We start from the raw sequence: 21,004 nt of genomic DNA, 5'->3' as shown, positions 1-21,004 counted from the left end.
GCTCGCCTGTGCGCTGGCTGCTATAATGGCAGCTAGTTGGTAATAAGCCGATAACCTATCCCACGCACGGTCTGCAGGTATAGGGGATTGCCGGGGTCTTCCTCAATCTTTCTTCTCAAGCGGTTCACCTGAACGTCGATTGTGCGCTCGCCAAGTGCAGCATCTGCTCCCACCAGATCAGTTCGTGCTACAGTTTGACCAGGCTTTTCCGCGAAGATGTTGAGGATTTGTTTTTCGCGATCAGTCAGGCGGACATGTTCGTCATTGCGTTTTAGTTCACCGCGTTCTGCATTGTATTGAAACGGGCCGAACGCCAACACTTCGAGTTTCATTTTTGGCTTTGGGCCACCTCTGCGGAGGATGGCGGAAATTCTAAGGAGTAATTCGCGTGGTTCAAACGGTTTTGAGACATAATCGTCGACGCCAGCTTCCAGTCCTTCAATCCGATCTTCAATATCGGAGCGGGCTGTAAGCATGAGGATGGGGACAGCTTTGGAACGGCGCAGGTCTTTTGCGAGCTCAATTCCGCTTTCGCCCGGCATCATGACGTCCAGAATGAGTAGGTCGAACTCCAGGCCGGATAATCTGCGGCGGGCTTCTACTGCGTCTCTTGCGACGGTTACCCGAAAGCCGCTTTCTCCGAGAAACCTTTGGAGCAGGTCGCGGATACGGCTGTCATCATCAATCAGGAGAATGTGAGGTGCATCATCTTCCAGAAGAGCAGAGCGGGCCACGGTAATTCCTCAATCTGTTTGTTTGGTGATGAGACGGGCAACTTCGCTGCGATCATTCTCATCAATCATAAGATATAAAAACTGGCGGACAATCTCATCACTGCCATCTGGCATCATGGAGATCGCCTTATTAATACGTTGGGACTGGAGTTTGGATAGTCGGGCACAAAATTCTGTACCTTTTTCAGTGGTATATAGCAGGCGCTGACGGCGGTCCAACGCTCCTGGTTCCTGACAAATGAAGTCATCATCCACCAACTGTTTCAAAACACGTCCTAAACTTTGCTTCGTGATTTTTAAAATGTCGAGCAGGTCAGAGACTCTGATTCCGGGGTTTCTGTGCACAAAATGAAGAACACGGTGATGGGCACGACCAAAACCCAGCTCATCGAGAAGCACATCCGGATCACCCGTAAAATCGCGATAAGCGAAGAAAAACAGTTCAATAAGGTCAAACCGTGGTGAATCGCTGTCTTTTTTATTCATTTCCTGTCCCGGATAACTGCCTATTTTTTAATCTCATAAAAAATACGTCAGTCATGTTGACTTATTTCAGAATGATAGTTACAAGTTACTCATCGCTGAAGAAAGGAAAGAACTCAACATGTCGCATGTGCGCAATAGTTGAAAAATTAGTTTCTTCATCGGTTTTACGTCGTGGGTAGGTATTGATCATCTGTAGTTGTAATACGGCTGCTCTGTATACCTGTCCTTTATAAACTCATTGATTTAGCTAGAACACACCTTGACTGGCAAGTCCTTGCCTTGCCTGCACCGTGAATTGTTCGCCATATGGAGAAGAGAAATGGCGGGTATACCCTTTGATCAACTAGAAGGCTCAATCTGGTTGGATGGAAAAATTGTTCCGTGGTCAGAGGCCAAGGTGCACGTGCTCACGCACGGTTTGCACTACGGAAGCAGTGTGTTCGAAGGTCAACGCGCCTATGGCGGCGAGATCTTCAAGCTGGAAGAACACACCCAGCGTTTGCATGCTTCTGCAGAGGTTCTGGGCTTCACTATTCCGTGGAGTGAAGAGCAGATTAACGGTGCGTGTAAACAGATGCTGATTGAGAACAACCTGACAGACGCTTACCTGCGTCCGGTTGCCTGGCGCGGCAGTGAGATGATGGGCATTTCCGCTCAGTCCAACACCATCCATCTGGCGATTGCTGCCTGGGAGTGGCCAAGCTACTTCTCTCCAGAAGAGCGTTTGAAGGGTATTCGTCTGGATCTGGCGGAATACCGTCGCCCTGATCCAAAGACTGCACCGTTCAAGTCGAAGGCAGCTGGTCTGTACATGATCTGCACAATCTCCAAGCATGCTGCTGAAGCAAAAGGTTATTCCGATGCTTTGATGCTGGACTGGCAGGGCCGTGTTGCTGAAGCAACTGGTGCCAACGTCTTCTTCATCAAAGACGGGGCAATCCACACTCCGATTGCAGACTGTTTCCTTGATGGCATTACGCGTCGCACTGTGATTGATCTGGCACGCGCTCGTGGTATCGAAGTGATTGAGCGTCGTATCATGCCTGAAGAGATGGAAGGCTTTGAACAGTGCTTCCTGACTGGATCTGCTGCTGAAGTGACACCGGTTTCTGAAATCGGGCCGCACAGTTTTGTTCCGGGCGATATTACGAAGCTGATGATCGAGGATTACATGGATGCTGTACAGCCTGCGAAAGAAGAGTTGCTTGTTGCAAGCTGATCTCTTCGTTGCATGAAAATTCAAAGCCCGCTGCTCTGACTGAGTGGCGGGCTTTCTCGTTTTATTCGGTTGCGAGCTGTTGTTCGTGCTGCGGCTTGAAAAGCTTACCGTTCTCTGTGATCAGCACGCAGATCAAGCCAAGGATAGAGAACAAGGCGACACCGTAGACGAGGGGCAGTTCGGTCCCATTGTACAGCTTGCCAATGCCAGCACCAAGCAGGGCTCCGATCAATGTGGTGATGAAGCCTATCATTGCCGAGCCAGCGCCTGCAACGCGCCCCAATGGTTCCATTGCCATGGTGTTGAAGTTCGGGCCGATGAAGCCGAAGAAGAACATTGCCAGTGATTGAATTGCTATGAATGACACGATGGTCAGATTACCACTGTAGGCAATTGCTGCTGTCAAAACAGAAGTTGCGGTAAAGCCAAGCAATGCCATATGCGACATTCTTCTGAGGCCATATTTCTCCACCATTTGAGAGTTCAGGTAGGAGGAAAGGGCCATCGCGATTGAGATTGCTGCAAACACGATTGGGAACAGGTCAGCGAGCGCAAAGCGTTCCATGAAGACTTGCTGCGCAGAATTGATGAATGCGAACAGGCAGGCAAAGATGAATGTCATGGCCATCATGTAGCCAACAGTCACACGAGTGGTGAGGGCTAACCGATATGCACTGAGGACAGAACGTAATTCCAGTGGGCGCTGGTTTATAGGGTCGAGGCTTTCAGGAAGGCGCATCGAACACCAGACAAATAAGAGCACTCCAAACAGAGTTAGGGCAGCGAACACGCCTTGCCATGGAGCGACCCACAGGACGATCTGTCCGAGAAATGGAGCAATCACGGGGGCAATCTGGAAAGCCACCATGACCAAGGACATCACCTTGCCCATTTGACGACCGCTGTACCAGTCTCGGATCATTGAAATGGATGCGACGCGCGGCGCTGCAGCTCCGATACCCTGGAGGGCTCGAGCTGCGAGCATGTGCTCATAGCTTACAGCGAATGTCGAATACACTCCGCCAATGATGTACAGGCTGAGGCCGATCAGCAACGTGGTTCGACGACCAATCGTATCCGAAAGCGGACCGAAAAAGAGAGAAGCAAAAGCGAGACCAAGCATGTAGGCTGTGATCACCAATTGGCGATCATTGTCGGCGACAGATAATGCAGCGCTCATAGCTGGAAGAGCCGGGAGCATCATTGACGTCGCAACCGCGTTCAGCGCCATAAGCGCTGCAACAAGGCTGACAATTTCCCATAAGGAAAGCCCAGGATGAGGTGCTCGCTCATGCTGCAGATCAGAAACTGCAGACATCAGAGACCTGTTTGTTGGGTGCAAAAAAGGTAAGAGGTCGCGATTGCGACCTAATAAACTCAAATTAGCTTCTATTTGAACTGGCAAACATGGCTATGTCAAGGCAAGTGCCAGTTCATTGTTGCGTGCTGCATGTTTATGGAATGCTGGAGCTATTTGGTTTTCTGCTCGTCCCAGCGTGCTGCATCGGCATCATCAATTGCTTTAGCCTCGACCCAAGTTCCCTCGGATGCCTCTTTGAGATGCTCTTTCTTCCAAAATGGCGCCTGCGTTTTTAGGAAGTCCATTAGAAAGTCAGAAGCTTCGAAGGCGGCTCGACGATGAGAGCTGGTTGCTATGACCAAAACAATGTTGTCGCCTGGAGGAATTTTGCCAAAACGATGAATGATCGTGAGGCCTGTCAGAGGCCAACGTTCAACGGCTTGCTGCGCAAACTTTGAGATCTGAGCTTCGGCCATGCCTGGGTAATGTTCTAGCTCTAGAGCTTCAAGCGTACCGCCTTCATCGCGGCAAAGACCGGTGAAGGTAACGATAGCTCCGACATCCTTGCGGCCTTTGGTGAGGATTTCGGTTTCCGCTAAAACGTCGAAATCTTCAGCCTGAACGCGAACTGTAAATTCTGTGGTGGTGCTGTTTGACATGGTACTCGCAGACTTTGAGATATGCTGGAGGGAAGGTGTTCCTCAACCGCCTGTCATAGGCGGGAAGAACGCAACTTCTTCAGTTCCAGACAAAACGTGATCTTCTTCCACGTGTTCCTGATTGACTGCAATGCGAATGGTTTCTGGTTGTTCGAAGGCAAATGCATAACCTTCATCACGAGCTGCGAGCCAACTCATCAATTCGCCTGCGGTTTTAACAGTTTCTGGAAGCTTAATGGTTTCCTCAGAGGTTCCAGTGCGCTCACGCAGCCAAGCGAAGTAACGAATTTTCATGAGATTGAGCCCCGGTATTGTATGGCTTCCTTTTTGTGGAAGCCTTGTCTTTTACAGGAATTAGTCTTCAATCAGATGGCCAATTCCGGCGCGGAAGTAGTCATACCCCGTATATAGGGTTAAAATCGCTGCGACCCAAAGTAGCACTATACCAGTTGATGTGGTGTAGGGGAAAACAACATCTCCAGCATCACCTGCGAGCAAAAAGCCCAAGGCAACGAGCTGGACAGTGGTTTTCCATTTAGCCAGTTTGGTAACAGGGACTGAAACTCGAAGCTCAGCAAGGAACTCACGCAGGCCAGAAACAAGAATTTCTCGGCAAAGAATGATGATGGCAGCAAAGATGGACCAGTTTCCGATTGTCTGATCCCATGCCAATATTAGGAGACAAACAGAAACAAGAAGTTTGTCGGCAATTGGGTCCAGCATGCGACCAAGAGCGGACTGTTGCTGCCAAATTCTGGCGAGGTAGCCGTCAAAGAAATCTGTGATTGCAGCTATGAAGAAGATACTCAATGCAATCCAACGGGCGGTGTGGGTTGGGAAATAGAAACACACAGCCAGAGCTGGCACAGCAGCAATACGGCCGTAAGTAAGAATATTTGGAAGCGAAAATATAAGCTTACGGGACATATGAACCTTCAAGTTTACGCGGCTAACAAGCGCTCATACGCAGGGTGTGCACATCCAAGTGCGTCCTGTCAATTGTAGCACGCTTATTTGTGCAGGACTTCGGGGGAGTATACGGGATTATGTAAACATCCCGTCACCCATTTCCTTAATGATCTGCTTTGCCTTGCGTGAAGAGAACTCTTTTGCTTCATCCTCAGAGCCATGTGTGTCTGCGCGGATAAAGGTGTGTTCCTTGGTCTCTTCACCAAATTGCTTGGTGATGCGACCCGCAGTTTGCCACTGTCCTCCACGGCGAGAAGGTTCAGAGTAAATCAGGTAGCCTTCAAATTCTTCTGCCTTTGCAGCTGGCGTTGATTTTTCGTCTTTGTTGCCGCCAAACAGATTTGAGAAAAAGCCCATGTTTATTCTCCCAGACTAAACGTAGTTTTATTGGTCTACAGGTTCGCACATCATGTCGGCGAGTGCATCTTTGTTTTCACCGTTAGGTTCTCCAAGTTTGCGCATGGACCAGTGTTTTCTGCAAAGTGAGATGTAGGATTCCTCACCGCCGATGACAACCTGATCACCTTCTTCGACAATGTTTCCGCTTTCGTCCACGCGGGCCACCATTGTTGCTTTGGATCCGCACCAGCAGATGGTTCTCACTTCGCGGAGGATATCTGCAATGGCGAGGAGTGCGGCGCTGCCTGGAAACATCTTGCCCTGAAAGTCAGTTCTCAAACCGTAAGCCATTACAGGAATACGAAGATGGTCCGCAACATGGGCCAGCTGCCAGACCTGTTCTTCTGTCAGGAATTGTGCTTCATCGATGAAGACGGCGTTGAACTGGTGCTCTTTGAGTTGTTCCTCAATACAAGCGAACAGATCAAGCTTTGTGTCGTAGATGAGGGCGTCTGATTTCAAACCTATACGCGATGAAATTTCTCCGACCTTGGTGCGATTGTCGAGGGCTGCTGTGAACAGCAAACTGCGCATACCGCGCTCCTGATAGTTATAGGAGGCCTGCAGCAGCAGAGTGGATTTACCAGCATTCATTGCGGAGAAATTGAAATATAGTTTTGCCATTGGCCCTTCGCGGCGCGGCGCGCCTCATCGCGTTCAATCTGATTAGGTCTTCATACATGGATTCGTGAGAGAGGCCAGAACCCTGGGAGGTTACTCACAAGGTTCCACGGCAAACTTTTAGCGTGAGGCGTATCCAGCGACCAAACTTGGTAATTCACGCATGCAGGCTATGGAATGATCCGGCAGAACAGGGGATCGATTGGCATGCTGCAGAGGGTTAAACCAGACAGAAGTGGCGCCGATATTGTTTGCGCCTGCGATGTCATGCTCCAAAGAGTCGCCGACATGGATGAGTTTGTCGGGGCTCATACCAGCCATTGAAAGCATGGCATCAAAGAGACGGGGATCCGGTTTTTTGTAGGGGTACTCTTCTGCCATCACCACGAAATCGAAGAGGTGGGCGATGCCTGCGCTTTTGGGGCAGGAGTTGCCGTTGGTGATGAGCGCTGTCTTGTAGTTTCGCTTCAGCGTCGCGAGCGTTTCTTTGACATGAGGGTAAAAGTAAGGGTCTCCGAAGCGGACTTTTTTGAAAATCTCCAGCGCCTGCTCAGACAACTCCTTAGCATTACTCAGTGGATTAAGAGCTTGTTCAAATGAAGCTCTTCGAATTTCCAGATAGCGAATGTTGTTGGGGTCTGCGTCTTCAACGAGGGATTTATGTATTTTTTTGAGGCGTTTGGGCGTGATGGGTTTGTCGGAGTAATGGCTTAAAAAACTTGCGGTGGTGATGAGGGCTTCGTCCAGAATTCGTTGAAAATCAAAGAGGGTTTGGTCTGCATCGAAGGATATAAGCAATTCTCGTGGCATTCCAAATTTCCCTCCGGACAGATCCCTATAAAGTTATTATATGCTTACTTTAGGGTAATATGTGAAGTGTCGCGAAGATTGGAAAATGGTCTGAGCCGACATCTTCGTCAATTATGAGGTCTTTGATTATAATTTCTTCAGAAGAGGTGATGTGATCGACTTTTGATCCCAACACTTTTCCAAGAAATGGATTGATAAAATATCGAGTTGTCTGCGGAATGAGGCTGGTGAACGTTGTTTTCAGCTTCAAATCTGAAAGCAGTTTCTGAAAGGTATCTGACCAGACAGGGGTGTTCCAGTCCCCTAAAACCATAATGGGTGAATCTGTCCGCTGTTTCCGGATGTAATTTGACACGTAATTCATGTAGGTGGTCCGTCCGTCCAAGCGACGTTGACTGCGTGGACTTGCCGGGTGGATTGCATAGAGCTGGATCAGGGTGCCGTTGATGTCGACATCTGCGCTCAGGAATTCGCGCGGGATGTAGCCGTTTTGCCCAAGGCCAGGTATATGAACCCGTTTTGAGTTCTTTAGCGGAAATTTGCTGAAGACTGTGAGATCAGTGTCGCGCTTTGCAGGTGGCAGGATAGCGTATTGATAATTCTCTGTAAGGAATGTTTTCAGACGGGGAGTTGCGCTTGCGGTTTCCTGAAACACGATCAGGTCTGGTTGACGTTTTTCAATCAGCTCTTGCAAGGCCTCCTTCTCGAACTGCATATGCAGGAGATTGAGGCTCATGACGTTGAACGTCTTGCTCTTGGGGTGGTTATCCAGAATTGCGACAGGTTGAGTGACGAGCCGGATGCTGGTGACCATCCAGAAGCTGGAGATGATCAATCCTAAGAGGCAGAGTAAATGGAGCCAGTGCAGCTTTCTGGCCAGTACGAGCCAGAGTAGGAGACCGACAAAACCCACTGCGATAAGCTGAGGGATGAAGAAAGCTACCGCTTCGCTCAACAGGTTTCCGGGAGCGAATAAAGAGGCGAGGAGCAAGAAGGTGACCGCAAGTGTTCCTGCGCGCACCAGATGAAGCAAGATCGGGGTATTTGGTTTTTTCTTTGATAATACCCTGTCTGAACGCACTGCTCTCACCTTTGGTTGTTAAGTTTTGATGAGAATAGCGTATAGTCGTTTTCTATTTGTGAAAACAATGCGTTATCCCGTGATTATTCGTGGAAGTGATTGTAGATCAGTTTTGCAATGCTTTCGGAGATTCCCGAAACAGCCCGCAAGTCTTCGATGCCTGCTTTTGAAACTGCTTTTGCAGTGCCGAAGTGACGAAGCAGAACGCGCTTTCTTGTCGGACCAATACCTGCAATTTCATCCAGCGGATTTGCGACGATTGCCTTCTTGCGGCGGGCTCTGTGGGAGCCGATCGCGAACCGGTGTGCCTCATCTCGCATGCGTTGCACAAAGTACAGGACCGGATCACGTTCAGGTAACATGAAACTTTGTTTGCCCGTGACGAAGAACTTCTCGCGTCCTGCATCGCGGTCTGGGCCTTTTGCAATGCCGACCAATGGGATGTCCGTGATGCCCATCTCTTCGAGTGTTTCGCGGACGGCGCTGAGCTGGCCTTTACCGCCATCGATCAGCACCAAATCAGGCCATGGAGGGATGTCAGCATTGGATGGCGCAACATCCTGCTCTTCTTCACCGGTTTTTTGCTCAGTTTTTGATTGTGCGGTGAAACGGGCAGCTTGCTCGTAACCTTCCGGGTTCTCCTTCATCAGGCGGGCGAAACGGCGTGAGAGCACTTCTCGCATCATTCCGTAGTCGTCGCCCGGGATCAGGTCTTCCGACTTGATGTTGAACTTTCTGTACTGGCCTTTTGCAAAACCATCTGAGCCCGCAACAATCATTCCGCCAACAGCATTGGTGCCTGAGATGTGGGAGTTATCGAAAACATCGATGCGACGTGGCATACGGTCCAGATCGAAGGCTTCAGCGACGCCTTTCAAAAGCTTCAGCTGGCTGGATGTCTCAGCAAGCCTACGGCCAAGAGCGCCCTTGGCATTCGTGAGCGCATGCTCCACCAATTCGCGTTTTTCGCCGCGCTTTGGTATTGCAACTTCGACCTTGCGATTGGCCCTTGCAGAGAGGGCTTCTGCCAGTAGTTCTTGCTCTTCCAGTTCATGTGAGAGCAAGACCATACGTGGTGGCGGTTTATCCTCGTAGAACTGGGAGAGGAAGCTCTCCAGAATTTCCGAGGGTTCGTAGCTTTTGTCTGCTTTAGGAAAGTATGCGCGGTTGCCCCAGTTTTGTCCTGTGCGAAAGAAGAAGACTTGTACGCATGTCTGACCGCCTTCCTGATAGGTGGCGAAAACATCTGCTTCTTCAATGCTCTGCGGATTGATGCCCTGATGGCTCTGGACATGGGACAGTGCAGAAATACGGTCGCGATAGACAGCCGCCTGTTCAAAGTCGAGGTTCTCTGAGGCTTTCTCCATAGCGACTGCCAGGTCTTGCTTGATGAGCTGGCTTTTGCCTGAGAGGAAGGATTTTGCTTCAGCGACAAGTCCTTTGTAGTCCTCAATGGAGATCTCGCCAGTGCAGGGGGCTGCACAACGCTTGATTTGATAAAGCAGGCAAGGGCGTGAGCGATTGGAATAGTAGCTGTCGGAGCAGTTGCGGATGAGAAACGCTTTTTGCATGGCATTGATGGTGTCATTAACAGCGCCAGCGGATGCAAATGGTCCGAAGTAATCGCCTTTGCGGGCCCGAGCACCGCGGTGTTTGATCAGGGCAGGGGCTTCATGGTCGGCACTGATCAGGATGTATGGAAAGGACTTGTCGTCACGCAGGAGAACATTGAAGCGAGGGCGCAAACGCTTGATGAGGTTTGCTTCCAGCAGCAAGGCTTCTGGTTCTGTGCGGGTTTCAACGAACTCCATCGCAGCCGTTGCCATGATCATCCGCATGATGCGGTTGGACTGGCCCTGAAGCCGAGTGTAACTTGTGACGCGCTTCTTCAGAGACCGGGCTTTGCCCACATAGAGGACTTCGCCGTCTTCATCAAACATGCGGTAGACGCCGGGGCCAAGGGGCAAGCGTTTTACGAAGTCTGCAATGACTTCAACACCCTTTACGCCAGGTTTGCGCGGCGCTGCATTGCTTTCAAACTGGATGTCTGGATTGCTTTGGGGCACATCGACATTGTCTTCTGCTTGAGCAGGCATGTCAGATGTGTCTTTAGCCATGATCCAATTACTCTCGGTGTATGCTGAAATAAAATATGGAAACGCACCTTATCCGATTCAACGGCAGGTGCGGTCTCTCAGAAGTGTTTTAGTTGTGTGTCCTAGATGAAATCCAGAGCAAATACGCCGTAGATGTAAGCGACATAGGCAACGCTAAGGAATATGCCCCATGCTTTGCCGAGGCACAGACGCTTGGCGGCAAAGATATACAGCAGTACGGCACAGGCTAGCATGACCCAGATGTCGAAGACGAGGATCTGTTCTGGGATCGGGATTGGAATGATTGTGACCGTGATGCCCATGATCGCCAGCAGGTTAAAGACATTGGAGCCAATGACATTGCCGAGCGCGACTGCAGAGTGCTGACGGATGGTTGCCATAACGGTTGTTGCAAGCTCTGGCAGTGATGTGCCAAGTGCAACGACAGTCAGGCCGATGACAGCATCGGACACCCCCCACGATGATGCTACATCAGTTGCGCCAGAGATAGTCAGTTGTGCCCCAAGTGGCAGGCCGATCAGGCCGAGAACGAGGAAAAGTGCAGCAATTGCTTTGTTTTCTGGAACGGAATCGACGTCGAGATCGTCTTCTTCGTCTCCATCAGAAGCTGCTACACAGCAGGAGCCGTTCTCTTTCTTATGCTTCTTGGTTGCGCGTACTGAATCTCCAAGAAAGATTGCGAGCAGAACAAGAAGCCCGATACCTGCATAATGGGTTAGCGTGCCCATGAAGCAGAGGGCTGCGAAGATGACGGAGACCACCAGCATGAATAGAGCGTTTCTGTGAGCTCCATTCTCATCGCATGGTGTTGTTGCGATCAGGGCAGGCACGCCAAGAACAAGCAGCACGTTTGCGATGTTGGAGCCGACAACGTTACCGATTGCAACGCCGCTGACACCGTCGAGCGCAGCTTTCAGAGAGATAAAGAGTTCTGGTGCTGAGGTACCAAAGGCGACGATGGTCAAACCAATGATGAGAGTTGGAATTCCCAGAGCCTGAGCAATTGACACCGCGCCGCGTACAAGCAGGTCACCGGCAAAAATCAATAGTGCGAGACCTCCGAGGAGGGCAGCATATGAGAAAAGCATAGGCTGAAATTCCAATTATGTAAGGTTATTTGCTACACCAAAGGGGGCATACAGGAGTCTGACCGGGTATATAGACAGGTTTGGCGCGTTCTTGAAGTGTCTCAGATCACTTTTGACACCAGATCTCTGCAAAAATTTCAGTCGGTAGAATTGATCACAGCTTGTGTATAGTAAAAAGGCCACTCAGATAGTATGCATTACCTAGCGTAAACAATAGGTTGTCAAAGGTGCCATATTCTTTCTGTAGTTTGCCTTGAATTAACCAGAATTCGTGTCAGATCCAGCCACAAAGTCAAATCATACCTTTCTCCATCCCGGGGCGGTCTCATTTGATCGCCTTCCCCCAGCGGATGCGTTTCATGCGCTCCGTTTATAATTTGTTGGAGAATGATACATGCTGCGTATTGCGTCTTGTACCGCTATTGCTTTCGGTCTGATGGCCGGCACTTCCCTTGCTGCTGACCTCCCTCAGCCAGTACAGCCAAGTCAGCCAGAAATTTCTTATGAAACACCAGCGACCTTTTCTGCGTATGACTGGTCCGGTGCTTACATTGGTGCCAACGCTGGTTGGGGATTCCTCGGCGCTGATGGCAAAAGCGGTGCATCCGGTGCATTGGATGACGACCAGAATGGTGTAACTGCGGGCGTTCATGCCGGTTACAACTTCATGGTTGCTCCAAGTGTTGTCCTGGGTGCTGAAGCTGACATTCAGTACAACGACCTTGAAGAGAAAAGCGCTGGCGTAGAGCTGCAGTCCGACTGGAATGCAACCGTTCGTGCACGTGCAGGTTACGCTCTCGACCGTACGCTTGTATACGGTACAGGTGGTGCTGCATTCAAAGACCTGACTGCAAAATCCGCTTCTGGCAAAGATGAGAAAACCGCTATTGGTTACGTTGTAGGTGCTGGTGTTGAACACGCAGTAACCGACACTCTGACTGCTCGCCTTGAATACCTGTATCAGGATTTCGGCGATCAGAAGTTTGACTTCGGTGGCAACACTGAGAAAACTAAGATTGATGAAAATCTGGTACGCGCAGGCGTTTCCATGAAGTTCTAATTGAACTGATTTTCTGCTTTAAAGGCGCATGCTTCCGGCATGCGCCTTTTTCGTTTTTAGCTTCTCTCAAGCATTTCTGGTGCCTGCGTTTCGTTGTAGGCGGGAACCTGAGCAACAAAAACATCATGCCAGTGAACCAGTTTCGGGTTGTTCTGCCGCCAATCGCCATTTGCGCGTAAATCGAGATAACCTAATGAGCAAGCAAGTGCGATCTGGGCACAGTCCGGAATGCCATTGGTATCCGTTGGAGTTGGCAAAGGATGGTCATTGAAGGCTTTCAATGTGCGATCAACTTTTCCTTGCTGACGGTCGATCCAGGTCCGGTTCCAATGCTCTTCCGGGTGGTTCCTTGTTTCAATCTGAGCTTGAATGGCGGCATCAGTGATGCCATCTGCCATTGCTTGTTTTGTCAGGACTGAGATGCGGGTGTCGTCTGCCGGGATGATTTTGCCCCCGCCAGCCAGAGTGTCGAGCAGTTCCAATGCGACGCGGCTGTCGTAGACGATATCGCCGTTTTCCAGCAGAAGTGTTGGGACTTTTGCAAGCGGGTTTTGCTCGTACAAAGAGCCTTCGGATGCTCTTGTGTCAGCCCAATCGACTTTCACCTGTTCCTGAAGCCCCAGAACAGCAGCGGCGATACACGCTTTGCGTCCATAGGGGGAGGTTGGTGACGTGCGGAGTATGACCATTCTGCCTAAGCTCCCGGCTCAGCTTTGGTTTTGTCGAATGAAGGTACGCTAGAAGCGAAGTCATCCAGCCATGCAACGAGTGTTGGATAGGATTTACGCCATTCACCTGCGAAACGAAGATCAAGGTATCCAAGAGCACAGGCCAGGGCTATCTGAGCTGCATCCGGAGAATTATGCTGGACCTTTGGCAGAGGGTTGTTTTCGAAGGTTGTCAGTGCGCGATCAACCTTGGCCTGCTGGTAATCCACCCAGTCCTGATGTTTCTTTTCTTCCGGGCGCATACGGCTTTCATAAACGATCTGGATTGCCGCATCGCAGATACCATCTGCAAGGGCTTGTTTGGTCAGAATTTCAAAACGTTCAGCCCCTGCTGGAAACAGCTTTTCGCCACCAGCCGTATAGTCCAGATATTCAGTGATGACGCGGCTGTCGTAGAGTACGTTGCCGTCTTCAAGGACAAGACACGGGATTTTGCCGAGTGGGTTTTGCTGGCGGAGAGTGTCACTGGGATCGAGTGTCTGTGCGACTTCAACATTTACTTTGTCTGCGAAGCCTAGCACGTACAGTGCGAGCTTGATTTTGCGACCAAATGGAGAAGCGCTGGAGGAACGGAGAGTTTGCATGGCAGCCACCTGTAAAACACTAGATCATGTTGCAACGCGCATCATTATCCGAAACCCGAAGGTGCATTCGGTGATACGCTCTAGGAGAATTGAGTGGTCTGCACGATATCCGTGTTTCTTCCAATAATGCAAGGGACTTCGATTTGATTGTGTTAGAGCTTGCGGTTACTGGGTGAGCTCCTTCGCAAAATGCTCGACAGCAATCCAATCTGTAAATTCGACAGTGAGTTTAGGGTCTGTCGGGCCATTGGTCATCTTCATGATGAGCTGGATCATCAATCGATCCCACGGCTTGTAGTCTGGGTAGTTGAGAGCACCTGCGAAGACGGCGGCCTTCTTTGGCTCAAACTTCGATTTCTCTAAGTATTTCCTGAGGTATGCGTTGGTTTGCGGGGTGCTTTTCTCCGGCTTTCTGGCCGTAAGATTGACTGAAAAGAAAGCTGCATGCGCCTGATTTAACTCTGCCAAATTGCGGCTGATAAACTGGCGAACCGGGCGTAAGTGGAAGCCATAGCGGATAGGGGCTCCAATGAGAATTCGATTGTTCTTCAGATCAGGTGGGAGCTGCTCCATCCCTGTTACAAGAGGGAGGAAGACGATCTTTTCTCCATTCTTTTCAAGAAACTCTGAGATCTTGCCAATTATCTTTTTAGTCTGGCCATCATGACTGGCGTAGGCGAGATAGTATTTCATCAGTTGTGAACCCGTAGGACTGTGCTGAGATCTAATATAAGTCTCAAGTGCCATCAGTCCTACGAGGCATGATGTAGCAAGGTGCTGTGTTAGCGAGGGATGATTTCCTGCTCTGGTCGAACCGTCCGGCATTCACCGTCATAGACCCTGAATTTGTCGAGACCATCAAGGCAAGCCCTGACCCCCCATGAAAGGCCGAGGAAGCCATCATACTGCACCAGTGCGTAATAGATGCGGTGGCGGGTGTCGTCGGTTAGCGTTGCGACGCCATTGCAATAGCGGCGACCCACTGGGCTTGGGCGCCTGATTGTGAAATCTGACTCGCGAATTTCTTCGATCAGCTTGATCTCTAATCCGTCATAATAACTTGGAACAGCACGTGCGATTTGCCGTGCGACGGCTCTTTGCGCCTTGCCTGAGTCACAGGCTGGCAGATAGTCGCCGGACCAACCGAAATAGACTTTCTCATTAGGATCGATGAAATCCTCTTCGTCTATCTGCGGGATGGTTGTGTCATAGCTCCCCGGAGGAACCAGATCAGCAGCAAATGTCGTTCCGGTGGCAACACTCAGTACAGTTGCAGTCAATAGGGTTAGGATTGATCTCGCGCGCATTAACACTCTCCACGGAAAGGCTGGCTGGTCTGAAGCAGCGGACAGCTGCTTGCAGGAAGCGTTTATGCACCAGCCTCTTTGTGAGGCGCGACGAGATACTAAAAGCGCATGAGCTTTGGCCCTGCGCTTCTAGCAATCAGTGATTTGCTGTTTTGGGTCAATCAAAGGTTCTGAGGGGTTACTCAGGAATAACCTGCTCTACGTTCCATGACGGGTTGATGCCTTGCGTCAGCGTTTTGCAGAGCCATGGCAGAGCGGTGTTCATGTCTTTTGTGAGTGTCCAAGGAGGATTGATGACCATCATCCCGCTGGCCTTCATTGGTGCGTCCTTGCTGACTTTACCTGCCGACAATTCGATCTTCACAGTGTTGCGGACGCCAGCTTCGTCAAGCGTAGCAATGAGTTGTCGAACTGCACTGAAGTTTTTGACCGGATACCAAATGGCAAATGTTCCAGTCGGCCATCTCTTCCAACCACGGATAACACCATCTGCAACGCGTGCGAATTCATCTTCCACTTCGAACGCCGGATCGATCAGGACGACACCGCGTCTTTCTTTTGGGGGGAGGAAGCTACCCAATGCGAGCCAGGCATCCAGTGCAATCACCTTGACCTTTTTGTCCCCGCCGTAATTGTTCTTCAGCTCTTCAAAATCTTCTGGATGAAGTTCTGTGAGCGTTAGACGGTCCTGTTTTCTGGCGAGCATACAGGCAATTTCAGGGGAGCCAGGGTAAAATTTTACGCCGCCACCCGGGTTGAGAGTCTCGACTGTCTCCAGCCAGGGAGCGAGAACTTCCTTCACAGGACCTGGCGCATCGCCAAGATTTTCCAGCACTTTGCCGATGCCTTGCTGCCACTCTCCGGTTTTCTGGGCCTCTTCAGAGGTCAGATCATACAGGCCAACTCCGGCATGCGTGTCCAGTACTCTGTAGGCTCCATCTTTTTTCTGGAGGTACTTCAAGATGTTGGCGAGGACGATATGTTTGAGTACATCGCCAATGTTGCCTGCGTGGTAAATGTGCCGATAGTTCATGGTGGGCGCCTGTTGGCCTTTATCGCGCGCTGCTGCCAGGGTGGAGTTCTCTAGAGGCGCTCTTGTTAATAGGTTTGTTGTCGGCCTTATAGTCTGATGGTGGGCAGGGACACAAGGCGCAAAGCATTCTCGTGAGCGCAAAACTAAAGGCAGCAAAGTGCTGCCTTTAGTAAATCAACAGTGCAAGTCCAGAATGGTTAGTCCTGGCCCATGCTGTCAAAGTCGTCGCGCATCTCTGGCTGAGCTTCAGCTGTTTCAGATGAAGCTGCAGTCCCGTCTTCCAGTCGCAGTTCAACTGCCTTTGGACCTTTGCCCCGGCGATCAGGTTCAGTCTCAAAGGAAATCCGCTGCCCGCTATCAAGCGTCGTCAGACCGGAGCGCTCAACAGCTGAGATATGGACGAATACATCGCTTTCGCCATCATCTGGTGTGATGAAGCCGAAGCCCTTATCCAGCTTGAAGAACTTGACAGTGCCAGACTGGCGAGGTCCCCGTTCAACTGGTGGGTAGCTGCGTCTTCCGCCTCCACCACCGTTTGGTCCGTCCCGGAAGCCACCGCCTCCGGCGCCGCCACCACGGTTGCCATACCCGCCGCCACGGTCATTGTCGCCATGCCCGCTCGCGCGATAGTCGTTGTTCCGGTCTCCGCCGTATCCTCCCGGACTGCGGTTACCGTAGGGACCTCTGCGTTCATTTTCCACCACAGGAGGCGCGTAGGCGCCGCGCTCGGAATCTCCTGGAAAATATGCTGGTGCCCCAAACTCCGGGCCGAAATTCTGCGAATCCCCAAATTCGCGCTTGCCGCCTCGCTTGCTGCGTGGACGACGACCCGAATTCCCATTATGCATTACAATATCGCCTTTCCTGCGGATTTAAACCTGCCAGTATCCGCATGTACTCGCTTTCTCAAAGCCAATTGCCCGTCCGAAAACACACAAAGTAATAATCAAATGTCTTAGTGGGGCTTTGGTTAAGAGCTCCTACCTGCCTTGCATCGCAAACACTTCCTAATTGCTTGGCCGGGTAATAATAGTGGCCAGTTCAACATAGGCAGTCTTTACGTATGCGCGGCATATAATAGGGTTCAGTTTGGTAATAGGGCAAGCTTTTCCTAGGGAAGGCGGAGGTAAAACCATATGAAATTGGGGGTGTATCCAGAAATGAGAGGATAAAACCCTATTGTTTACATCTAAAAGATCGAATATTTTTGCGAAGACAAATGATATTTGCATGTTTGACTGTGACTGCAATTTTAAATGGTATTCGTTTGGACTTAATTTTTAGTTTGTATTTGAAAACCATAATATTAGCTGGTTTCAAAAGAGGCTGAGAGTAGCCCGGCATATCTGATTACTGTATGGTGCGAAGAATTCGGAATTTGGAGATGAAGCACTTATGAGTGATGCCAGCAATAAAGCAGATCTGACGGGAATTCAGATAACTGTTGTTCCGGTCACTGCCTTCCAGCAGAACTGTAGCATCGTGTGGAACAAGAATACGCGCAAAGCTGTTGTTGTTGATCCGGGTGGGGATGTGGATCACATTCTTGCTGCGCTTAAAGAGCTGGATGTGACTGTAGAGCATATCCTCATCACTCATGGGCATATCGACCATATCGGCGGTGCTGCTGAACTGGCAGAGATGCTGGATGTTAAAGTGATTGGCCCTCATGAAGATGATCGCCCACTGATTGATCGTGTTGAAGATCAGGCCAAGCAATTTGGTTTGGACACGGTCAGAAAAGTAGAGCCAGATCAATGGCTTGTTGAAGGTGATGTGGTCACTGCTGCGGGTGCTGAATTTCAGGTTCTACACTGCCCGGGCCATGCGCCGGGGCATGTTGTGTTTTATAACAAGGACCTGAAACTGGCGATTTCGGGTGATGTGTTGTTTGCAGGGTCGATTGGACGAACTGATCTTCCTGGCGGTGATCATGATACGCTTATCGCCTCAATCAAAGAAAAGCTTTTGCCGCTGGGAGATGACATTACGTTCCTGCCGGGGCATGGGCCAGCTTCTTCGCTCGGCCACGAAAGGCTCAACAATCCATATCTGAAATAGCCGATGGCAATTTGATAGTGTGAAGGGGAGTTTGAGCTCCCCTTTTTTATCGAAGGATTGCCTGGAGTTCGTCGATGCGCTCGTTGATGAGCCAGCCGTAGTAATTTTCTCGCGGTAAATGCGCTGGTGTTATTCTGCGCTTGTTCCGATAGGAAATGGCGCGTTCCCAAGGGTTTCCGAGATTATACAGGGTCGACGTGATGCCTGGATTTTCAGAGATATCGACGTTAGCGACCTTCTTGTAGGCGTTGATGGCGTCTCTTAGCACTGCTGCGGTGTAGTGAATTGATTTGTTTGGGTCCATCACCGTTTTATAAAGGCCAGAGGCATCTTTTGAGCTGAGTTTTGGCAGGCCGCTGATGCTGCTGACCATGTCATTCATCTTTAGGGCTGTGAGCGGCGTTATCTGACCTAGACCGAAGCTTTGACCTGCGAACATTGGTCTGAAAAAGGCCCTGTGAAAAGGTTCTCGCGGGTAGCGGACCGCGCCGATTGTTTTGCCCATAAACCTTGTGTTCCAAATGAGTTCATAACATCTCCAGCGGCTGTTGCTGGTTTCCTGGCGGCGGCATGTGTTGAATTGCGGGCGCTTTACAAAGCTCCAGACCTTCTCGCCATCATGTTGGAAAGAAATGGGAATTCGCGCGTATTGCAGAGCCTTCATGTAATAGCCCTGAGCGCTGTCGAGGCTATCGTAATTATAGGTGTGCTCTCCAACGATCGCTCCCAGAATGTGGACCGGGTCTATGTTGTACAGGCTGGCGACCTTCTTGATGTTCTTGATCAGGCGGCCTTCTCGTTTAAGCACTTTGAGAATGCGTTGGAACTTTTTTTCATAGGTTCGATTAAAGGCTTTGGTGCGTGTTGCGGATGCGCTGGGGATGGTTGGCTGGCTTTGAAGGCGATTGCCAGCGGGAACCTTAAGCGGAACATTCGCCTGTGCTGAACTTAGCAATAAGTCAGGTGAAGATAATATTATGGCTGTTGCTAGAATGAATGCACTTACTTTTTTGTGTAATGTCATAGCAATCGAACTCTGCACTATTAATTGCTGTTGGTTTTGATTGCTTTATGTCTAGGTGAATTGTCCTAAAAATCTATTCAGATATGAATTTTTGCTTTCTACAATAAGTATGGTGCTATTTTTTACAATTATGCCCATTCAGGTATTTCTTAAATTCATTGGCAACTGAAATGCGTACGTGTGTGACGCCGCTTTGAATAAAGCCCAGTTCCGAGGCTGCTGCTTTGGAAAGATCAATCAAGCGGTTTTGAGCATATGGGCCGCGATCATTTATCCGTACTGTCAGAGATTTACCGTTTGATAAGTTGGTTACAAGAACTCTTGTGCCCATTGGCAGCGTTAGGTGAGCTGCGGTGAGCTTGGCCGGATCCATCAATTCCCCGCTCGCCGTTTGGGACGTTAGGGCATACCAGGAGGCTTCTCCGCATTGAGATGTTCTTTTAATTTCCACCTGATGAGGGCGCAGGATGAAGGCGACAGACACAATCAAAATGGCGATGATGAACAGGAGGAGATCGTAAATGCGACCATTGCGATGAGCCAAGCTTTTGTTGTTACAAGACATTCTGGAGCCTATTGGCTATTTTACTCCGCTAATTATACAGGGTTTCCCTCGTTTTAGGGACCAGAGAGATTTTCTGTGTTGGTGAGTTGGTTTATGTAGATTGAAAAAATTGATCGCGTTTGTAGCGGTGTGAACCGTGCGAACATGTTCCGGATAGGGGAATAAAGTGCAGCAAAACCCATTGACTGGAAGACTTATCCTCGCGGATGTCGCCCGCGGCCTCGCACTGCTGACAATGGCAATCTACCATTTCTCCTGGGATCTTTCATGGTTTGGAGTTGTTGACTGGGATGTGTCCGGCTCTGCGGGTTGGCGGTTGTTTGCGCAATTGATTGCGGGCAGTTTTCTGTTTCTGGTTGGGTTCAGTCTGGTGCTGGCGCATAAAAGCGGTATCCGCTGGGAGAGTTTCTGGCGCCGGGAGGTCAAGGTCGCAATTGCTGCAATTGCGGTTTCTGTTGCGACTTATTTTATCTTTCAGGATCAATGGGTTCGGTTTGGAATTTTACATTCCATCGTGGTGTCGAGCCTTCTTGCCCTGCCGTTTTTGCGTGTTCATTACGTGTTTGCGTTGTTATGTGGGGCAGGGGTGATCCTTCTCTACCATTGGCTCGGGGATTATGTGCTGCCATACCGGCAGTTTTTCTGGCTTGGGCTCAACTCCTTGCCTGAAGTTTCCGTTGATTATGTGCCACTTATTCCTTGGTTTGGGCCAGTGCTTTTGGGTGTCGGGTGCGGGGATATCCTGTATCGCTATAATCTTTTGCAGTTTTTGCGCGGTTCTGCGTTTCCGAGCGTTATTTCGCGTTGTTTTGCGTGGTTTGGTCGACACTCCCTTGCGACCTACCTTCTGCACCAGCCAGTCCTGTTCGGGATCGTTTGGGCTGGCGTGACTGCTGGGGTGATTGGTACCAGTGGCGATGTTCAGGTCAGAAGCTTTCAGCAATCTTGCGTGATGGCGTGCAGTCAGACCGTGGATGCCAGGCAGTGTGAGCAGGCGTGTCGGTGTACCTCCTCTGAAATAAAAGAGCGAGGCATGTGGGAGGACTTGCTGACAAGACCGAATGATGCGGATGTGCGTGAAATCGCGCAGCAGGTCTTTCAGGTGTGTCTGCGCCGGTAGGTTCGATATCCCCTTTTCGACATGATTTTATCCTCCTGC

24 protein-coding genes are annotated in these 21,004 nt (G+C 50.2%); 4 read left to right on the top strand and 20 right to left on the bottom strand.

What is annotated here, in order from left to right; all coding sequences use genetic code 11:
* Positions 1-32: 32 nt before the first annotated feature.
* A complete protein-coding gene (locus tag PsAD13_RS22620) occupies positions 33-734 on the bottom strand; it encodes a response regulator transcription factor (protein ID WP_057463585.1) in 702 nt (233 codons plus the stop codon).
* A 9-nt stretch (positions 735-743) separates the two neighbouring features.
* Positions 744-1,220, bottom strand: a complete 477-nt coding sequence (locus PsAD13_RS22615) for a MarR family transcriptional regulator (protein ID WP_057463584.1) — start codon at positions 1,218-1,220, stop codon at positions 744-746.
* A 319-nt stretch (positions 1,221-1,539) separates the two neighbouring features.
* Here PsAD13_RS22615 and PsAD13_RS22610 point away from each other — a divergent pair, with 319 nt between their 5' ends.
* On the top strand, positions 1,540-2,439 hold the full coding sequence (locus PsAD13_RS22610) for a branched-chain amino acid aminotransferase (RefSeq protein ID WP_063319535.1): 900 nt from the start codon (positions 1,540-1,542) through the stop codon (positions 2,437-2,439).
* A gap of 61 nt (positions 2,440-2,500) precedes the next feature.
* Here the strand turns inward: PsAD13_RS22610 and PsAD13_RS22605 are convergent, their stop codons facing one another.
* The 10 genes from PsAD13_RS22605 to PsAD13_RS22560 all read right to left on the bottom strand — a co-directional run bounded on the left by PsAD13_RS22605 (position 2,501) and on the right by PsAD13_RS22560 (position 11,483).
* The gene (locus PsAD13_RS22605) at positions 2,501-3,757 is read right to left on the bottom strand and encodes a multidrug effflux MFS transporter (RefSeq protein ID WP_063319534.1); all 1,257 of its coding nucleotides are present in this window, start codon (positions 3,755-3,757) and stop codon (positions 2,501-2,503) included.
* 152 nt (positions 3,758-3,909) lie between these two features.
* Positions 3,910-4,398, bottom strand: a complete 489-nt coding sequence (locus PsAD13_RS22600; RefSeq protein ID WP_063301225.1) for a molybdenum cofactor biosynthesis protein MoaE — start codon at positions 4,396-4,398, stop codon at positions 3,910-3,912.
* A gap of 42 nt (positions 4,399-4,440) precedes the next feature.
* Positions 4,441-4,692 (bottom strand): molybdopterin converting factor subunit 1, encoded by a 252-nt coding sequence (moaD, locus tag PsAD13_RS22595; protein WP_063319533.1) that lies wholly within the window; start codon positions 4,690-4,692, stop codon positions 4,441-4,443.
* A 60-nt stretch (positions 4,693-4,752) separates the two neighbouring features.
* Positions 4,753-5,325 carry a CDP-diacylglycerol--glycerol-3-phosphate 3-phosphatidyltransferase gene (gene pgsA, locus PsAD13_RS22590; protein WP_057463579.1) on the bottom strand — a complete coding sequence of 191 codons (573 nt, stop codon included), beginning with the start codon at positions 5,323-5,325 and terminating at the stop codon, positions 4,753-4,755.
* A 117-nt stretch (positions 5,326-5,442) separates the two neighbouring features.
* Positions 5,443-5,724, bottom strand: coding sequence for an HlyU family transcriptional regulator (locus tag PsAD13_RS22585; protein ID WP_063290025.1), 282 nt, complete (start codon positions 5,722-5,724; stop codon positions 5,443-5,445).
* A gap of 27 nt (positions 5,725-5,751) precedes the next feature.
* A complete protein-coding gene (locus tag PsAD13_RS22580) occupies positions 5,752-6,390 on the bottom strand; it encodes a thymidine kinase (RefSeq protein ID WP_057463577.1) in 639 nt (212 codons plus the stop codon).
* Positions 6,391-6,507: 117 nt separating this feature from the next.
* Positions 6,508-7,197, bottom strand: coding sequence for an HAD family hydrolase (locus PsAD13_RS22575; protein ID WP_063293972.1), 690 nt, complete (start codon positions 7,195-7,197; stop codon positions 6,508-6,510).
* Positions 7,198-7,246: 49 nt separating this feature from the next.
* Positions 7,247-8,152, bottom strand: a complete 906-nt coding sequence (locus tag PsAD13_RS22570) for an endonuclease/exonuclease/phosphatase family protein (protein ID WP_208986879.1) — start codon at positions 8,150-8,152, stop codon at positions 7,247-7,249.
* Positions 8,153-8,361: 209 nt separating this feature from the next.
* On the bottom strand, positions 8,362-10,374 hold the full coding sequence (uvrC, locus tag PsAD13_RS22565; protein WP_244275204.1) for an excinuclease ABC subunit UvrC: 2,013 nt from the start codon (positions 10,372-10,374) through the stop codon (positions 8,362-8,364).
* A gap of 122 nt (positions 10,375-10,496) precedes the next feature.
* The gene (locus PsAD13_RS22560) at positions 10,497-11,483 is read right to left on the bottom strand and encodes a calcium/sodium antiporter (protein WP_063319530.1); all 987 of its coding nucleotides are present in this window, start codon (positions 11,481-11,483) and stop codon (positions 10,497-10,499) included.
* 394 nt (positions 11,484-11,877) lie between these two features.
* Here PsAD13_RS22560 and PsAD13_RS22555 point away from each other — a divergent pair, with 394 nt between their 5' ends.
* Positions 11,878-12,543, top strand: a complete 666-nt coding sequence (locus PsAD13_RS22555; RefSeq protein ID WP_057461154.1) for an outer membrane protein — start codon at positions 11,878-11,880, stop codon at positions 12,541-12,543.
* Between the two features lie 56 nt (positions 12,544-12,599).
* Here the strand turns inward: PsAD13_RS22555 and PsAD13_RS22550 are convergent, their stop codons facing one another.
* The 6 genes from PsAD13_RS22550 to PsAD13_RS28530 form a co-directional block, all read right to left on the bottom strand.
* Positions 12,600-13,232, bottom strand: coding sequence for a glutathione S-transferase family protein (locus tag PsAD13_RS22550; RefSeq protein WP_063319529.1), 633 nt, complete (start codon positions 13,230-13,232; stop codon positions 12,600-12,602).
* Positions 13,233-13,237: 5 nt separating this feature from the next.
* Positions 13,238-13,855 carry a glutathione S-transferase family protein gene (locus PsAD13_RS22545; RefSeq protein WP_063319528.1) on the bottom strand — a complete coding sequence of 206 codons (618 nt, stop codon included), beginning with the start codon at positions 13,853-13,855 and terminating at the stop codon, positions 13,238-13,240.
* A 165-nt stretch (positions 13,856-14,020) separates the two neighbouring features.
* A complete protein-coding gene (gene hemG / locus PsAD13_RS22540; protein WP_193777085.1) occupies positions 14,021-14,548 on the bottom strand; it encodes a menaquinone-dependent protoporphyrinogen IX dehydrogenase in 528 nt (175 codons plus the stop codon).
* An 89-nt stretch (positions 14,549-14,637) separates the two neighbouring features.
* Positions 14,638-15,162 carry a hypothetical protein gene (locus PsAD13_RS28165; protein WP_208980535.1) on the bottom strand — a complete coding sequence of 175 codons (525 nt, stop codon included), beginning with the start codon at positions 15,160-15,162 and terminating at the stop codon, positions 14,638-14,640.
* 178 nt (positions 15,163-15,340) lie between these two features.
* On the bottom strand, positions 15,341-16,195 hold the full coding sequence (gene rlmJ, locus PsAD13_RS22530; protein WP_063319526.1) for a 23S rRNA (adenine(2030)-N(6))-methyltransferase RlmJ: 855 nt from the start codon (positions 16,193-16,195) through the stop codon (positions 15,341-15,343).
* Positions 16,196-16,392: 197 nt separating this feature from the next.
* Positions 16,393-17,043: a cold-shock protein gene (locus tag PsAD13_RS28530; RefSeq protein ID WP_063290015.1), complete on the bottom strand. Its 651-nt coding sequence runs from the start codon at positions 17,041-17,043 to the stop codon at positions 16,393-16,395.
* 547 nt (positions 17,044-17,590) lie between these two features.
* Between PsAD13_RS28530 and PsAD13_RS22520 the strand changes: the two genes are divergently transcribed.
* Positions 17,591-18,256 (top strand): MBL fold metallo-hydrolase, encoded by a 666-nt coding sequence (locus PsAD13_RS22520; protein ID WP_063319525.1) that lies wholly within the window; start codon positions 17,591-17,593, stop codon positions 18,254-18,256.
* Between the two features lie 46 nt (positions 18,257-18,302).
* Here the strand turns inward: PsAD13_RS22520 and PsAD13_RS22515 are convergent, their stop codons facing one another.
* Together PsAD13_RS22515 and PsAD13_RS22510 are read right to left on the bottom strand one after the other, a co-directional pair.
* Positions 18,303-19,280, bottom strand: a complete 978-nt coding sequence (locus tag PsAD13_RS22515; RefSeq protein ID WP_063319524.1) for a DUF1402 family protein — start codon at positions 19,278-19,280, stop codon at positions 18,303-18,305.
* A gap of 115 nt (positions 19,281-19,395) precedes the next feature.
* Entirely contained in the window at positions 19,396-19,767 is a 372-nt protein-coding gene (locus PsAD13_RS22510; protein ID WP_244275202.1) for a septal ring lytic transglycosylase RlpA family protein, read from the bottom strand.
* A gap of 259 nt (positions 19,768-20,026) precedes the next feature.
* Between PsAD13_RS22510 and PsAD13_RS22505 the strand changes: the two genes are divergently transcribed.
* On the top strand, positions 20,027-20,965 hold the full coding sequence (locus tag PsAD13_RS22505) for a heparan-alpha-glucosaminide N-acetyltransferase (protein WP_208986878.1): 939 nt from the start codon (positions 20,027-20,029) through the stop codon (positions 20,963-20,965).
* The last annotated feature ends 39 nt before the right edge of the window (positions 20,966-21,004 follow it).

The organism is Pseudovibrio sp. Ad13, from assembly GCF_001623225.1.
GTDB lineage: Bacteria > Pseudomonadota > Alphaproteobacteria > Rhizobiales > Stappiaceae > Pseudovibrio.
Note: the sequence above shows the minus strand (reverse complement) of the source record. Positions and strands in the feature narration are given on the sequence as shown.